The following is a 15,491-nucleotide window of genomic DNA, read 5'->3' on the forward strand; positions in this document are numbered from 1 at the left end:
TCCCATGGCCCGCGTGACGGTTGAAGATTGCGTTGACAAGGTTCCGAACCGGTTCGAACTGGTGATGATCGCGGCCCATCGGGCACGCGAGATCCAGGCCGGCTCGCCGATCACCATCGACCGCGACAACGACAAGAACCCCGTGGTGGCGCTGCGCGAAATCGCGGACGAGACCCAGATCGCATCCGTTCTGCGCGAGCGGATGATCGAAAGCTACCAGACCCAGATCGAGGTCGACGAGCCGGAAGAAGACCAGATGGCGCTTCTGATGTCGGGCGAGATCGACCGTCCGATGCAGGACGACATGTCCGAAGAAAAGCTTCTGCGCGCGTTGATGGAAGCCCAGGGCGACAACTGATCTGGGCGACAACTGAAGGCCTGATTGCGGATGATCGACGTCGAAGACCTGATCGCACTCGTCCGCAATTACAATCCGCGCAGCAATGCTGATCTGATCCGGCAGGCCTATGCCTACGGAATGCAGATGCACGAGGGTCAGTGGCGGAAGTCGGGGGAACCCTACTTTACCCATCCCGTGGCTGTCGCGGCGATCCTGACCGAGCAGAACCTGGATGACGCCACGATCGTGACGGCGCTTTTGCACGACACGATCGAGGACACCAAATCCACCTATACCGAAATCGAGCGGCTCTTCGGCCATGAGGTGGCCGAGCTGGTCGATGGCGTGACCAAGCTGACCAACCTTCAGCTCTCCTCGGCCCAGAACGAACAGGCCGAGAACTTCCGCAAGCTCTTCATGGCCATGTCGCGCGACCTGCGCGTGATCCTTGTGAAGCTCGCCGACCGTCTGCACAACATGCGCACGATCAAGAGCATGAAGCCGGAAAAGCAGGTCCAGAAAAGCCGCGAGACCATGGATATCTATGCGCCGCTCGCCGGCCGCATGGGTATGCAATGGATGCGCGAAGAGCTCGAAGACCTCGCCTTCAAGGTCCTGAACCCCGAGGCGCGCAATTCGATCATGCGCCGCTTCCTGACGCTTCAGAAAGAATCGGGCGACGTCGTCCACCAGATCAGCGCCGACCTGCGCGCCGAACTGGACCGCGAAAAGCTGGATGCCGCCGTCTATGGCCGCGCGAAAAAGCCCTATTCGATCTGGCGCAAGATGCAGGAGAAGGACCTGGCCTTCTCCAGCCTCTCGGACATCTACGGCTTTCGGGTGATCTGCGCCTCGGTGGCGGATTGTTACCGGATCCTGGGGGTCATTCACCAGCGCTGGCGGGCGGTGCCGGGGCGGTTCAAGGACTATATCTCGCAGCCCAAGGGCAACGGCTATCGGTCGATCCACACCACGGTCTCGGGCCGGGATGGCAAGCGCGTCGAGGTCCAGATCCGCACCCGTGACATGCATGAGGTCGCGGAAGCCGGCGTGGCCGCCCACTGGTCCTATCGCGAGGGCGTGCGGGCGCGGAACCCCTTCGCCGTGGACCCGTCGAAATGGATTTCGACGCTGACCGAGCGCTTCTTCGAGGGCGACCAGGACGAGGGCGAGTTCCTGGAAAACGTCAAGCTCGAGATGTATTCCGACCAGGTCTTCTGCTTTACGCCGAAGGGCGACGTGATCCAGCTGCCGCGCGGCGCGACGCCCCTGGACTATGCCTATGCGATCCATACCCGCATCGGGAACTCTTGCGTTTCGGCCAAGGTCGACGGCATCCGCGTGCCTTTGTGGACGCGGCTGAAGAACGGCCAGTCGGTCGAGATCATCACGGCGGAGGGCCAGCGGCCGCAGTCTTCCTGGATCGACATCGTGACCACGGGCCGCGCCAAGGCGGCGATCCGGCGCAGTCTGCGCGAGGAAGACCGCAGCCGTTTCGTCAAGCTCGGCCAAGAGCTTGCCCGCGCGGCCTTTGACCATGTCGGCCGCAAGGCCTCTGACAAGGCCCTGCGCACGGCGGCCAAGATGCTGGGGCTGGCGGATGAGGACGACCTTCTCGCGCGGCTGGGCTCTGCCGAACTCACCGCCCGCAAGGTGCTGGAGACGCTCTACCCCGAGCTCTCCACCGGCAAGCCCGATGTGGTCGATGCGCAGCGCCCGATCATCGGGCTCGGCGCCGATCAGACCTTCAAGCGCGCGCTCTGCTGCCAGCCGGTGCCGGGCGAGCGAATCGTCGGCATCACCTATCCGGGCCGCGGCGTCATCGTGCATGGCATCGACTGCCGCGCGCTGGAGGAACTGGAGGAACAGCCCGCCCGCTGGGTCGATCTGCACTGGCAGCCCGGACGCCATGCGGCGGCTTACAGTGTGACGCTGGAGCTTGCGATCTCCAACGATGCCGGGGTCCTGGGGCGGGTCTGCTCGGTCGTGGGCGATCAGAAGGCCAATATCAGCGACCTGAAGTTCACAGAACGTAAACCAGATTTTTACAGACTTCTGGTCGATGTGGAATTGCGCGATGTCGAACATCTGCACATGGTGATGACGGCCCTCGAAGCCGAGACCGATGTGGCCCAAGTCTCGCGCGTGAGGAATGTCTCGCTGAAACCTTGAAGGAAGCCCATGTTTCGCCGTCGCAATCCGCTGTCCTGGGCCCAATGGGCGAAGGAACAGGTCTATCCCCGCGGCGGCTTCAAGCGGGCCACGACCTATCTATGGCACCGGCTGCGCCGCCTGCCTGACCCGCCGCACCGCATCGCACGCGGGGTCTTTGCCGGAACCTTCGTGAATTTCCCGCCGATCCTTGGGGTTCAGGTCCTTTCGGCCCTGGGCCTCGCCTGGGTCATGCGCGGCAACCTTTTGGCGGCGGCCCTGGCCACGCTTCTGTCCAACCCCGTGACGACGCCTGTCATCGCGGTCGTGTCGCTGAAGATGGGGTACTGGATGCTGGGGGTCGAGGCCGACTTCACGCTCCACACCGTCTTTGCCGCCTTCAGCGCGGCGGGCCATGACCTGTGGCAGAACTTCCTGGCGATCTTCACCAAGAAGGAAGCCCATTGGGATGGCCTGATCGAGTTCTGGAACAACATCTACCTGCCCTACCTCGTGGGCTCGATCATCCCGGGGCTCATCACCTCGAGCGTGCTTTACAAGCTGACGATCCCGGCCCTGACCGCCTACCAGGCCCTGCGCCACCGCGCCTTGCTGAAGCGCGTCGCGGCGCGTCGCGAGGCGGCGGAGCGCGACCGCAGCAAATAGGGGCAGGGGGCCTTCCCCCCGGCGCTCCAAGGCCCTAGAACAGGGCAAACGGGGATGAGAGCCATGAAAAACCTTGGAAAGCTGCGTCTGGGCGTGAACATCGACCATGTGGCCACCGTGCGCAATGCACGCGGCTCGGCCTGGCCCGATCCGCTGCGGGCGGCGCTTCTGGCCGAGGCTGCGGGGGCCGATGGCATCACCGCCCATCTGCGCGAAGACCGCCGCCACATCCGCGACGCCGATATGTCGGCCTTGAAGGCGGGCATCGGCATCCCGCTGAACTTCGAATGCGCCGCCACCGAGGAAATGGCGCGGATCGTTCTGGAAACCCGTCCCCATGCCGTCTGCCTGGTGCCGGAAAAGCGGACCGAGCGGACGACTGAGGGCGGCCTCGATGTCGCGGGCGACGAGGCGCGGCTGCGCGATTACATCGCCCCCCTGCGCGAGGCCGGGGCTCGGGTTTCCATGTTCATCGGCCATGATCCCCGCCAGATCGAGGCCTCGGCCCGGATCGGCGCGGCGGTGGTCGAGCTTCACACCGGCCACTACAGCGACCTTCACGCCGAGGGCCGCGAGGACGAGGCTGCGGCCGAGCTTGCGGCGCTCGCCCGGGGCGCGGCCCTTGCCCATTCGCTTGGCCTCGAGGTCCATGCCGGCCATGGGCTCACCTATGACAACGTGGCCCCCATCGCCGCGCTGCCCGAGGTGATGGAGCTGAACATCGGCCATTTCCTGATCGGCGAGGCGATTTACCTCGGCCTTGAAGAGGCCATCCGCGAGATGCGCCGCCGCATGGACGAGGCACGCGGGTCGTGATCCTCGGCATCGGCTCGGACCTGTGCAACATCGAGCGGATCGAGGCGACGCTGACCCGCCACGGTGACCGGTTCCGCAACCGCGTCTTCACGCCCGAGGAACAATCCCGCGCCGAGGGCCGCCCGCGCACGGTGGCGGCCACCTATGCCAAGCGCTGGGCGGCGAAAGAGGCCTGCTCCAAGGCGCTCGGCACCGGGCTGCGCATGGGGATCGCCTGGAAGGACATGGCCGTCTCGAACCTCTGGACCGGCCAGCCCGTCATGGCGCTGACCGGCTGGGCGGCCGAAAGGCTCGCCCAGATGACCCCGCAGGGCCACCGCGCCGTGGTTCATGTGACCCTGACCGATGACCACCCCTGGGCCCAGGCCTTCGTCGTGATCGAGGCCCTGCCCGAGACGACCCCCCCGCCTCCCGGCGAGTTGACCCCGGATCAAGCGGCCCCCGCTTGACACAAGCCCCGCCGCGCGCCAAGAGCGCGAGGGTCCATAGGCAAGGAACACAGGCATGGCATCGAAAGACGGCGGCATCGTCGAAACCCTCAAGACCCTGTTCTGGGCGGGCGTCATCGCCGTGGGCTTCCGCTCGCTCTTGTTCCAACCCTTCTTCATCCCCTCCGAGTCGATGAAGGACACGCTTTTGGTCGGCGACTTCCTCTTCGTGAACAAGATGGCCTATGGCTATTCCTCGGTCTCTTGCGAGATCCCCTTCACCAAGATCAGCCTGTGCCCCTGGTCGGGCCGGGTCGAGCTGCCGCTCTTGTCGGGAAAGCCCGAGCGTGGCGATGTCGTGGTCTTCCGCCACCCGGTCTCGGGTCAGGACTATATCAAGCGGCTGATCGGCCTGCCGGGCGACAAGATCCAGATGAAGCTGGGCGTCCTGTACATCAACGGCGAAGAGGCCCCCCAGACGCCGGACGGCGTCTTCGAAGAGGTCTTCGAACCCCAGGGCTCGATGGACTCGACCCCGCGCTGCTCCAATGCCCCGGTCGGCGTCGGCGGCATCTGCGAGAAGGAACGCGCGATCGAGACCCTGCCGGGCGGGACCAAGCATTCGGTCCTGAACATCGACACCAACGGCCATGCCGACAACACCGATGTCTTCACCGTGCCCGAGGGCGAGTATTTCTTCATGGGCGACAACCGCGACAATTCGATGGACAGCCGCTACAGCCAGACGGCGGGCGGGGTGGGCTTCGTCCCGGCCGATCTCTTGGTGGGTCGGGCGGATCGGATCATGTTCTCGTCGGCGGGCTCCTCGCTCTTCTACTTCTGGACCTGGCGCGGCGACCGGTTCTTCAAGGCGGTGGAATGAAGCTGGCTGCCGATATCCAGGCCTTTGCGGCCCGGATCGGCCATGACTTCGGCCAGCCTGCGCTTTTGACCCAGGCGCTGACCCATGCCTCGATGTCCTCGGCCACAAGGGCCGACAACCAGCGGCTGGAGTTCCTGGGCGACCGGGTCCTGGGCCTGGTCATGGCCGAGGCGCTTCTGAAGGCCGACAAGAAGGCCGCCGAGGGGGCGCTTGCGCCGCGCTTCAACGCCCTGGTGCGCAAGGAGACCTGCGCCGAGGTGGCGCGCGACTGCGGACTTGGCGAGGTGCTGAAGCTTGGCCGGTCCGAGATGATCTCGGGCGGGCGCAAGAAAGAGGCTCTGCTGGGCGATGCGATGGAGGCGGTGATTGCCGCCGTCTACCTGGATGCCGGTTTCGATGCCGCGCGGGCCCTGGTGCTGCGGCTGTGGGGCGAGCGCATCGCCAAGGTGGAAAGCGACGCCCGCGACCCCAAGACCAGCTTGCAGGAATGGGCCCAGGGCCGCGCCATGCCGCCTCCGGTCTATGAAGAGACGGGGCGCGAGGGGCCGGATCACCAGCCGGTCTTCACCGTGCGGGTGACCTTGGCCAATGGCGAGACCGAGGCGGCCAAGGCGGGCTCGAAGCGCATCGCCGAACAGATGGCGGCGCGGGCGCTTCTCTCCCGGCTGTCAAGCTGAGGTCCGACCGGCGCGCTTACTTCAGCTTGATGCAGAAATGCTTGCGGACCGGCTTTTCGATCTTCCAGGTCCCCTTGAAGCCCGGCTCGACCACGAAGCCATCGCCGGGGTGCAGCGTGACGGGGTCCGCGCCCTCGGCGGTGATGGTGATCTGGCCCTCGATCAGGTGGACGAATTCGTAGAATTTATAGGTCGTAGACCAGGTCCCCAGCGTCGCCTCCCAGGTGCCGCTGATCACGCTGCCGTCGATGGAAGTGTGCTGGACCCAGGTCTTCATCGTGGGATTGCCCTCGATCTTGACCCAGCCATCGAGGTCGGTCAGCAGGGGCTCGGGCCCCGGGGCGGGAAAGCGGAAAACCATATCGGCCATGTTTTGTCCTTTCGGGTGGCGGTCTGGCCCCGTGGTAGGACGCGCGGCCTTTCCTGACAAGCGGGCTGCTTGCAGGGCGCCGGGCTTTCTGCTTTGAACGCGACCAAAAGGAGACCCAGATGCTGATCCGCGAAGCCAAGGCCTCGGATGCCGCCGATCTCGTGCGGTATATCAACATGGCCGCCGATGACCTGCCCTTGCATTTCTGGAAGAGGTCCGTGGGGCCCGAGGGTGACCCCTGGGCCTGGGGCCGCGAAAGGGCCATGCGCGAGACGGGCGGCTTTTCCTATCGCAACGCCTGGCTGGCCGAGGTCGAAGGCCAGGTGGCCGCCTGTCTCCTCGGTTATCCGGCCGAGGATGAACCCGGCCCCATCGACCCCGATACCCCGCCGATCTTCGTGCCTCTGTTGGAGCTCGAGGCCCTGGCGCCGGGGTCCTGGTATCTGAACGTCCTGGCCACCGATGGCGCCTTTCGCGGCAAGGGCTGCGGCTCGGCGCTTCTGGCCCATGCCGAGGCGGTGACGCGGGCCACGGGGCGCCAGGTGGTCAGCCTGATCGCCGCCGATACCCATCTGGATGCCCTCCGGCTTTACCGCGCCAAGGGCTATCAAGAGGTGGCCCGCCGCGCCGTGGTGAAACAGGATTGGGATGTGGCGGCGACGGAGTGGATCCTTTTCACCAAGCGCCTCGGCTGAAAAAGGCCCGGCCCCCCGGGAAGGGGGCCGGGAGAGCCCGGCATTGGGGACGGGCCGGGCTCCAGCGGGTCGAGGCCTGGTCAGATCAGCCAGATGTCACCCGCATCCAACAGCGGCTTGGTGGTCAGAAGCGCGACATGCACCGCCGCCGCCCCGCCCTTGCCATCTGCATCGTAAAGCAGAACGCCGGTGGTCGCGTTGTAGATCAGGTGCTGGTCGGGCGTCTGCGTATGGGTGCCCGCCACGAAGGCCAGGGGGGCCAGCGCTCCGGCCGGGTCTGCGGCAAAGGCCGTGAAGACCGAGCGGTCCAGCACGATCATGTCGATCCCATGCATGAAATCTGTGATCCTGTCGCGCTGGGCGCTGGTTTCCAGCGTGTCGAAGACGAAACTGTCCGGCCCGGTGCCGCCATTGAGCAGGTCACTGCCCGCCCCGCCCTTCAGCCTGTCCGATCCGACCCCGCCCGTCAGCGTGTCGCGCCCCGCGAGCCCTGACAGCACATTGTCCGCGCCATTGCCGGTCAGGACATTGTCCAGCCCATTGCCCATGCCCGACACGGCGGTCCCCGTCAGGAGCAGGTTCTCGATGCTGTTCATCATCGGCCAGGCGCTGAGGCTGTAATCGATCCCGGTGCGCACCGTGTCGATGCCTCCGGTGTCGCCGACATAATCCCCCAGGCTGTCGACGATATAGACATCGTTTCCGTCGTAACCTGCGAAGTTGTCATTGCCAGACCCGCCATCCATCGTGTCGTTGCCGTCATCGCCATAAATGGAATCGTTGCCCGCTCCGCCCTGCACGAGGTCATGGCCCGGCCCGCCGAACAGCACGTCATGACCATCGCCGCCATGGACGCTGTCGTTGCCAGCGCCTGCCTCCAGGTAGTCGTCGCCGCCGTTGCCGATCAGCGTGTCGTTGCCCGCATCGCCGTTCACCTGCTCGGACCCATCGCCGCCCGAGATATAGTCGTTGCCGTCCCAGCCGCGATAGAGGTTCTGCGCCAGGACCCCGTTGACCAGCGTGGCCGTGTTGACGGTATAGGCCCGGCCCACGATGATCGTATCATCCCCGGCCCCGCCCTGGATGCCGTTCAGGGCCTCGAAGCCGCGGACACTCGAGCCGCCGACAATGCCGACCCCGCCGCCCCACATCCGCGACAGATCCACCAGGTAGGCCGAGCGGTCCAGCGTGCCATCGGTGTGGTAATATCCGCCAAGCTTGATCTGCAACTTGTCGGTGTCGGCACCTCCGGTCACCGTGGCCCCGGTCGAAAGCCCGTATTCGTCCAGCTGGACCATGTCATTGCCCGTGCCGCCATTGACGACATCGCTGCCGCCCTCGGTGGCGCCATCGCCGTTGAAGACCCAGATGAAGTCATTGCCCGCGTCGCCCATCAGGGTGTCGTCGCCCGCATTGCCGGACAGGAAGTCGTCCCCCAGTCCACCATAGATCGTGTCGAGCCGGTTTCCGCCCGTCGTGTTGTCGTTGCCCTGACCGCCATAGATCAGGTTGTTGCCGCCGCCCCCGTTGATGAAATCATGGCCTCCAAGGCCGTAGATCGTGTCGTCGACATCCCAGGAGACATTGCCCCCGCCGTCGATCGTGGCGGAGCCGCGCGGGATGATGTCGTCGCCCGAAGTGCCTGTCATGATCGGCATGTGCTATTCCCTTTGTTCAATCTGCGCAGGGCCTGAAGACCGCCCCCTTCTGCAAACAGGTTAACGGTGCGGGGCAGGGCGGCCTATCGGCCAGATGGCCGAGGCGATGGCCTAGGCCGGATGGCCCATGCCATCGCAGAGGGGGCCTCGCCGATTGCCAAGCCTGCCCCCGGCATGGGAACATGGGCCATGTTCACCAGCCCCTCCCCCTTCGAGGATGCCGACCGGGACTTCGCGGTCTCCCATCCCTTGCGGCCCCTGCTTCTGGCCGGGGTCGTGACGCTGCTCGCCTATGGCTGCGGCGTGGTTGTGGTCTGGTTCATCGCGCGGGGACTTCAGGGCTTCGGACTCTGGATCGGCGCGGCCCTGGTCTTCCTGGCCTCCTGGGCCGCCCTGGTGTCCGTCATGGCCTGGCGCCGCCCCGGCCCGCGTGAAACCGTGCTGATCTGGGGCAAGGCCTCGGTCTATATCATCCTGGTCTCGCAGCTCTTGGTGGCCTGGGCGATCTGGGGCTTCTTCCCGGCGCTGGAGCCTGCGCCGCGCATGATGCTGGCGGGGATGTTCCTGATCTGCTCTCCGGCGCAGCTGATCGCCGCGCCCGAGAACGTGGCGGCCAACCGCTTCGGCATCCTGGCCAGCGCGGGGTCGCTGGTGGCCTGGTTCGCGCTGCGGGGCGGGGGGCTGGATCTTGCCATGGCGGCATTCAGCTTCGGGGTCGGGGGGATGTTCTTTGTCCTCGCGGGCTATCTGCCCGGCACGGTGATCGAGACGGTGGCCGCCCGCCGCGCCGCCGAAGAGGCCCGCGCCCGGCTGGAGATCGCGCTGCAAGCCGTAGCCGAAGAGCGCGACGCCAAGACGCGCTTCATCGCGGCGGCGAGCCATGACCTCGGCCAACCCCTGCAAGCGGCGGGGCTCTTCTTCGACCAGGTCCTGCGCGCCCCCGATCCGGCGCAAAGGGCGCGGGCCGAGGATGGTGTCCGCCGCGCCTTTGCCGCCGCCGACCAGCTGATCTCCCATATGCTGAACCACCTGCGGCTCGAGGCCGATGCGGTCGATCCCTATCTGGTGACGCTGGAGCTTGGCCCGGTCCTGGCCCGCGTCGCGGCGCAATTCGCGCCCTCGGCCGAGGAGGCGGGGGCGCGGATCACGGTCCTGCCCAGTCGGGCAAGGGTGCGGGTCGACCGGGTGCTCTTCGAGCGCGCCCTGGGCAACCTGGTCGCCAATGCCATCACCCATGCGCGCGCCGCGCGCATCCTGGTGGGGGTGCGCCAGGCGGGCGGCCTGGTCCGGGTCTGGGTCATCGACAATGGCGCGGGCATCGCGCGGGTCGATATGGGCCGGGTCTTCGACGACTACTACCGTGGCGACAGCGGGGCGCGGGTCAAGGGCGGCTTCGGCCTCGGCCTCGCCTCGGTGCGGCGGATCGCGCGGCTCATGGGGGGCTCTGCGGGGCTGGAACCCGCCTGGACCCGAGGCGCCGCCTTTTACCTGGAATTCCCCGGCCTGAAGGAGGAGTGACGATGCGCTTTCTGATCTGCGACGACCATGCCCTGGTGCGCGAGGCCCTGGGCGGCACGGTCTCGATGGGCTGGCCCGGGGCGGTGGTCGATCTTGCCGGGGATTTCCCCACGGCCTGGGCCAAGGCGGCCTTGGGCCATGACCTGATCCTGTGTGACCTGGTGATGCCCGGGGCCGCGCCCCTGGCCGGGATCGACGGGCTGATCCGGGCGGCGCCGGGGGTTCCGGTCCTGGTGGTGACCGGGACCGAGGATGACGCGCTTCTCCTGGACCTTCTGGCGCGGGGCGTGGCGGGCTTTGCGCCCAAGTCCGCCAGCGGCGCCATCATCGAGGCGGCGATGCGGCTGATCCTGGCGGGCGGGCGCTACCTGCCGCCGCGCCTGGCCGATATCGCCACCTCGCGCAGTCAAACCCTCCAGCGCGACGATGTGGCGCAACTGACCGCCCGGCTGACCGATCGGCAGATGGATGTGTTGCACCTGATCGCCAAGGGCCAGTCCAACAAGGAGATCGCCCGGGCTCTGGACCTCTCGCCCTCGACGGTGAAATCCCACATCAGCCATGTGCTGACCTGTCTTGGCGCCGCCAACCGGACCGAGGCCGCGATCAAGGCGCGGCTGTTGGACCTGGTCTGAGCCTTGCGGGCGGGGCCCTCTTGGGGTCAACTGGCGCGCGACAGAGGGGGATATGATGACGAAAGTGGCAGTGGTGACGGGGGCGGCGGGGGGCCTGGGGCGGGCGATCAGCGCGCGGCTGATGGCCGATGGCCTGCATGTCGTGGGCATGGATATCGACGCTGCGGGGCTGGCAGAGATGGCCGCGCCGGGCTTCACCGGGCTGCGGGTCGACCTGATGGACGCGGAGGCGATTGCCTCGGCCTTTGCCGAGGTGGGGGCCGCTCACGGCGGGGTGGATGCGCTGGTGAACAACGCGGGCACCTGTTTCATGTCGGACTTCCCGCATATCCCGGCGCAGGAGCTGGAGGCCCAGATGCGGCTGAACTTCTCGGGCGCCTTTCATTGCTGCCAGGCGGCGATCCCCTTGATGGAGGGCCGCCCGGGCGTGCGCAAGATCGTCAATATCTCCTCGAACGGGGCCTATAACTTCGAGGTCTTCGACCCGCCGCATTACCGGGCCTCGAAGGCCGCTTTGGACACGCTGACCAAGGACCTCGCCCGCCGCTATGCCCGCGAGAAGATCGCGGTCAATTCCATTGCCCCCGCCATGACGGAAACGCCGCTCTTCAAGGTCCTGACCGAGGATGTCCTGGCCCGCGCCATCTCGGCCATGCCGCATGGCCACGCGATGCAACCCTCTGAAATCGCGGCCTGGGTGGGGTTCCTGATCTCTTCGGCCGGGGATGTCTCCAGCGGCAATGTGATCATCCTGAACCAGGGCCGCGACGTCAGGTGAAACAGCGGGGCGCCTTGGGCAGGTCGGGCCATTGCGCGGGGCAGTGGCCATAGATCACCCGGGCGCCGCGCGCCCGCGCAAGCGCCATGATCCGCGCGCCGTGGTGAATGGCGAGGGGGACATTCCACGATCCCGCAAAGCCCTCGTCGATCTCTGCCGGGCGGCTGATCGCGTCCGAGGTCAGGAGCATCCAGCCGGTCTGGGGAAGGCGCAGAAGGAAGGCCAGCTGGCCCGGCGCATGGCCGGGGCAAAACAGCACCTCGAAATCCGGGCCAAGGGTCAGGTCCTCGGTCACCAGCCGGTAATCGGCCTCGGGCCAGTCCATCTTCTGCCCGCCCGACCAGTAGAGCGGCTTGGGCAGGTCGCGCTCGGCCTTGGCGATCAGGATGGGGGCCGGGGCGAAGGCGCCCATATGGCCCAGGTGGTCGATATGGGTGTGGCTTTGGATCATCAGCGTGACATCGGAAGGCCGCAGCCCCAAAAGCGCCAACTGGGCCTGGGGTGTGTTTTGTGGGCCGATTTCCAGAAGCTCTCCAAAGGCGCCGAGCCCGTCCTCCCCCGTCGCGGCCTGGGGGTCGGTCACATATTTCCCCGGAAAGCCCGTGTCGATCAGCACCAGTTCCCCGGCGTCGGTCCGGATCGCAAAGCCGCAGATGCCGATGATGCGCGGCCCGGAATGGACCTTGAAGAGCCCGTAATCCAGCACGGCCAGAGAGAGGGGTTTCCCCCGCAGCGCAAACTGTTCCATCATGGGCCGATCAAGAGGGGCGGGGCCATGAAAGTCAAGATACACACGCTGTTCCAGTATCTTCTGGAAACCACGCAATCCGCGCCCGAGGCTATCGTCGGCTTTTCGCTCTCGGCCTCGCCCAAGCTGGGGGAGTTCCTGGCCGACCTTGACCCCGACCTGAGCCTGGACTGGAACGGCCGCGATTTCCGCGGCCTGCCGGAGTTGCGCGACCATGTGCTGACCCAGGCCGGGCTGGTGGGGCTATGCGCCCCCGAGGATGTGCTGATCACCGCAGGGGCGGCGGAGGCGAATTACCTCGTCTTGATGCAGTTTCTCCAGCCCGGTGACCGGATCGTAATCGAGGCCCCGGGCTGGCCGCAAGCCGAGGTCATCGCCAAGGCCAAGGGGGCCGAGATCGTCAAGGTCTGGCGCGAAGAGGCCCTTGGCTGGCGTCTGCCCTTGGACCGGCTGGCCGAGGCGGTGACGCCCGGCACGCGCCTGGTCTTCCTGACCAATCCGAACAACCCGACCGGGGCTTTGATGCAGGCGGAGGAGCTTGCCGAGGTGGTCGCCATCGCCGACCGTGTGGGCGCCTGGCTTCTGGTCGACGAGGTCTATGCGGGACTCGAATGGGACGCCCCGCGCGCGCCTTCGGTGGCGGGGCTTTACGCTCGGGGGATCACCACGGGCTCGGTCTCCAAGGCCCTGGGGCTGCAGGGGTTGCGGACCGGCTGGCTGATCTGCCGCGATGCGGGGCTGATGCGGGATGCGCTGATCCTGCGCGAAAACGCCAGCGAGATCATGAACATCATGGGTGAGGTCATCGCCGAGGTGGCCCTCCGCCCGGCCCGCTACGCCCCCGCCCTGGCGCGGGCCAGGGCCGAGGGCAGGGCCAACCTGGCCGAGATTGCCTCTTGGGTCGCAGCGCAAGATCGGGTGACCTGGGTGCCGCCGCGTGCAGGCCTCATCGGCCTTGGCCGCCTGGCCCCGGGGATGGACAGCGAGGCCTTTGCGCGTTTCCTCTTGGCGCCGCCCTACCGGACTTTCCTTCTGCCCGGCAGCGCCTATGACCTGCCGGGCCATATCCGCCTGGGCGTCGGTGGCGGGGCAGGGGTCAAGCTGCAGGACGGGCTTTCCCGCCTTGCAAGGGCCTTGAACGACTGGCCAGGAGCATAGGCGGGGCAGCCTAAGCCCGCAACCGGCTGCCGTCCTGCGCGAAGTGTCGGGGGAAGCACAGCGCGAGCGCCGTCATGACCGTGCGCCGCGCCTCGTCGACGGCATAGGGCGTGTGCAGGGTCATCAGGTCAAGCCAGGTGCCCTCGATCACCACCCGCAGGATGCGCGCCGCGATCACCGGGTCCAAGGGATAGGACCTTTGCCGGATCAGCGCCGCGCAGATGGTCTCCATCTTGGCGACATAGGAGGCGTCCTTTTCCCCGCAGGCCGTTTGGTAATCCGGGCGGCTCTGCGCCTCGCCCCAAAAGGCGCACCAGGCCCCAAGCCGGGCTTGGGTCGTCAGCGCGGGGGCGAAATCCACCGCGATCAAGGCGAGGATCTGGTCCGCCGGGTCCTCGCCCGCCCCGTCCAGCGCGGCCTGCCAATGGGTCTGATACTCCTCCGCCAGAAAGGCCAGGGTCTCGGCCAGAAGCTTTTCCTTGCTGTCGAAATGAAAGAGCACCAGGCCATGGCTGATCCCCGCCGTCCGCGCCACCTCGGTCAGGGTGGTGCGCGCATGGCCCCTTGCGGCAAGCGTCGCAATCGTCGCCTCGATCACCTGAAGGCGGCGGGCTTCGCGGGCCAGGGTGCGTGGGGGTTTTTCGGGATCGGCGGTCAAGACGGGCTCCTGCGAGGGACGGGCTGGTTATAATCTGATTGACAAGTCAGTCAATGGCGGGAAATCCTGTGCCAAGGAGGAGCCGCCCATGACCGCGCAACTGCCCTTTCCGACCGAAGCCACGCCGAACGACTGGGACCGCAGCGGGTTGCCCGCCTGGACCTATCACTCGCCCGCCATCTTTGACCTGGAGCGCGAGGTTTTCCTGAACCATTGGCAGGTCGTGGGCCATGCCAGCGACATTCCCGCGCCGGGGGATTGGCTGGCCTTCGACATCCTGGGCGAGCGCGCGGTGGTGATGCGCGGCCAGGATGGGGTGGTGCGGGCGTTCCATAACCTGTGTCGCCATCGCGGCGCGCGGGTGGTGGACGGGGTGCAGGGCAACTGCCGGGGCGCGGTGGTCTGCCCCTTCCACGGCTGGGTCTATAACCTGGACGGCACCCTGCGCGGTGCGGCGCGGCCCGAGAGCTTCGGGGCTCTCGACCGCGAGAAATTCGGCCTGAAACCCATCGAGATGGAGTGTTTCCACGGCTTCCTCTTCCTGCGCTTTCACCCCGGCCCGCAGCCCTCGGTCGCCGAGCTTCTGGCGCCCTTCGCCGAGGATTTCGCGGCCTATCGCGCGGCGGGGCTTCTGGCGGTGGGGGAATCGAGCTGGCTGACCGAGCTGCCGGTGAACTGGAAATCGGTGCGCGATGTCGACAACGAGGGCTATCATGTGGCGCTGGCCCATCCTTCGCTGCAAGAGCTTTACGGGCGCGATTATGCCGACCACCAGCTTCAGGGCGGCATCAACTTCTCGCGCGGGGGTTTTGGTGACAAGCCGGGGCGGCGCTGGTCGGTGAAGGAATATGTCAAGCTGTCGGAGGACCCGCCGGGCCTGCCTGACCACCTGAAGAAGACCTGGACCTATTACGGGATGTTCCCCGCCATCGTCTTCGCCTTCACCCCCGAGGGCGCGCAATTCTACCATGAAATCCCGATCGGTCCCGGCCAGACCCGCCTGACGGGCCGCCAATACCGTTACCCCGAGGAGACCCGCCGCCAGCGCCTCGCCCGCTACCTGGCGATGCGGATCGACCGCGACACTTCGGCCGAGGATCAGCAGCTGACGATCTGGTCGAACGAGTCGATGAAGTCCCAGGCCTTCGAGGGCTTCCACCTCTCTGACCTGGAATACGGGCTCCGCGCCCATCACGACCGCTTGCGCGCCCTTATCCCGGTCATGCGCCTGGCCAAGGCCCCGCCTGAATCGGAAATCGCGCGGCTCAATGCGGAAATGCTTGGCAAACTCCCCTGACCGGGGACAGACTTC

General features: G+C 66.6%; 17 protein-coding genes. 13 read left to right on the forward strand and 4 right to left on the reverse strand.

Going from position 1 to position 15,491, the window contains the following annotated elements:
• Positions 1-4: 4 nt before the first annotated feature.
• From rpoZ to rnc, 7 genes are all read left to right on the forward strand, one after another.
• Positions 5-358 (forward strand): DNA-directed RNA polymerase subunit omega, encoded by a 354-nt coding sequence (rpoZ, locus tag GV832_RS11295; RefSeq protein ID WP_168774960.1) that lies wholly within the window; start codon positions 5-7, stop codon positions 356-358.
• 30 nt (positions 359-388) lie between these two features.
• Positions 389-2,512: a RelA/SpoT family protein gene (locus tag GV832_RS11300; protein ID WP_168775004.1), complete on the forward strand. Its 2,124-nt coding sequence runs from the start codon at positions 389-391 to the stop codon at positions 2,510-2,512.
• A gap of 9 nt (positions 2,513-2,521) precedes the next feature.
• A complete protein-coding gene (locus GV832_RS11305; protein ID WP_168774961.1) occupies positions 2,522-3,157 on the forward strand; it encodes a DUF2062 domain-containing protein in 636 nt (211 codons plus the stop codon).
• Positions 3,158-3,220: 63 nt separating this feature from the next.
• Entirely contained in the window at positions 3,221-3,973 is a 753-nt protein-coding gene (locus GV832_RS11310; RefSeq protein ID WP_168774962.1) for a pyridoxine 5'-phosphate synthase, read from the forward strand.
• On the forward strand, positions 3,970-4,422 hold the full coding sequence (gene acpS, locus GV832_RS11315; RefSeq protein WP_168774963.1) for a holo-ACP synthase: 453 nt from the start codon (positions 3,970-3,972) through the stop codon (positions 4,420-4,422). Before GV832_RS11310 ends, acpS begins: the two co-directional genes overlap by 4 nt.
• Positions 4,423-4,477: 55 nt before the next feature.
• Positions 4,478-5,284: a signal peptidase I gene (gene lepB / locus GV832_RS11320; RefSeq protein ID WP_168774964.1), complete on the forward strand. Its 807-nt coding sequence runs from the start codon at positions 4,478-4,480 to the stop codon at positions 5,282-5,284.
• On the forward strand, positions 5,281-5,961 hold the full coding sequence (gene rnc / locus GV832_RS11325) for a ribonuclease III (RefSeq protein WP_168774965.1): 681 nt from the start codon (positions 5,281-5,283) through the stop codon (positions 5,959-5,961). The genes lepB and rnc overlap by 4 nt, the downstream gene beginning before the upstream one ends.
• Before the next feature lie 16 nt (positions 5,962-5,977).
• On the opposite strand, the gene GV832_RS11330 is transcribed toward rnc, so the two are convergent.
• Positions 5,978-6,331: a cupin domain-containing protein gene (locus GV832_RS11330; protein WP_168774966.1), complete on the reverse strand. Its 354-nt coding sequence runs from the start codon at positions 6,329-6,331 to the stop codon at positions 5,978-5,980.
• A gap of 119 nt (positions 6,332-6,450) precedes the next feature.
• On the opposite strand from GV832_RS11330, the gene GV832_RS11335 reads away from it, so the two are divergent.
• Entirely contained in the window at positions 6,451-7,026 is a 576-nt protein-coding gene (locus GV832_RS11335; RefSeq protein ID WP_168774967.1) for a GNAT family N-acetyltransferase, read from the forward strand.
• Positions 7,027-7,106: 80 nt separating this feature from the next.
• Here the strand turns inward: GV832_RS11335 and GV832_RS11340 are convergent, their stop codons facing one another.
• Positions 7,107-8,684, reverse strand: coding sequence for a calcium-binding protein (locus tag GV832_RS11340; RefSeq protein ID WP_168774968.1), 1,578 nt, complete (start codon positions 8,682-8,684; stop codon positions 7,107-7,109).
• A 120-nt stretch (positions 8,685-8,804) separates the two neighbouring features.
• Here GV832_RS11340 and GV832_RS11345 point away from each other — a divergent pair, with 120 nt between their 5' ends.
• From GV832_RS11345 to GV832_RS11355, 3 genes are read left to right on the forward strand one after another with little or no spacing between them, the layout of a single operon-like run.
• Positions 8,805-10,202, forward strand: a complete 1,398-nt coding sequence (locus GV832_RS11345) for a sensor histidine kinase (RefSeq protein WP_168774969.1) — start codon at positions 8,805-8,807, stop codon at positions 10,200-10,202.
• A 2-nt stretch (positions 10,203-10,204) separates the two neighbouring features.
• Positions 10,205-10,837, forward strand: a complete 633-nt coding sequence (locus tag GV832_RS11350) for a response regulator transcription factor (protein ID WP_168774970.1) — start codon at positions 10,205-10,207, stop codon at positions 10,835-10,837.
• A 52-nt stretch (positions 10,838-10,889) separates the two neighbouring features.
• Positions 10,890-11,615, forward strand: a complete 726-nt coding sequence (locus GV832_RS11355; protein ID WP_227754374.1) for an SDR family NAD(P)-dependent oxidoreductase — start codon at positions 10,890-10,892, stop codon at positions 11,613-11,615.
• On the opposite strand, the gene GV832_RS11360 is transcribed toward GV832_RS11355, so the two are convergent.
• Entirely contained in the window at positions 11,608-12,366 is a 759-nt protein-coding gene (locus GV832_RS11360) for an MBL fold metallo-hydrolase (RefSeq protein WP_168774971.1), read from the reverse strand. The genes GV832_RS11355 and GV832_RS11360 overlap by 8 nt on opposite strands.
• 24 nt (positions 12,367-12,390) lie before the next feature.
• On the opposite strand from GV832_RS11360, the gene GV832_RS11365 reads away from it, so the two are divergent.
• Entirely contained in the window at positions 12,391-13,521 is a 1,131-nt protein-coding gene (locus GV832_RS11365; protein WP_168774972.1) for an aminotransferase class I/II-fold pyridoxal phosphate-dependent enzyme, read from the forward strand.
• 10 nt (positions 13,522-13,531) lie between these two features.
• Here the strand turns inward: GV832_RS11365 and GV832_RS11370 are convergent, their stop codons facing one another.
• Positions 13,532-14,179 (reverse strand): TetR/AcrR family transcriptional regulator, encoded by a 648-nt coding sequence (locus tag GV832_RS11370; protein WP_168774973.1) that lies wholly within the window; start codon positions 14,177-14,179, stop codon positions 13,532-13,534.
• A gap of 88 nt (positions 14,180-14,267) precedes the next feature.
• Between GV832_RS11370 and GV832_RS11375 the strand changes: the two genes are divergently transcribed.
• On the forward strand, positions 14,268-15,476 hold the full coding sequence (locus tag GV832_RS11375) for an aromatic ring-hydroxylating oxygenase subunit alpha (RefSeq protein ID WP_168774974.1): 1,209 nt from the start codon (positions 14,268-14,270) through the stop codon (positions 15,474-15,476).
• The last annotated feature ends 15 nt before the right edge of the window (positions 15,477-15,491 follow it).

Origin of the sequence: Stagnihabitans tardus, from assembly GCF_009925085.1 — a bacterium.
GTDB lineage: Bacteria > Pseudomonadota > Alphaproteobacteria > Rhodobacterales > Rhodobacteraceae > Stagnihabitans > Stagnihabitans tardus.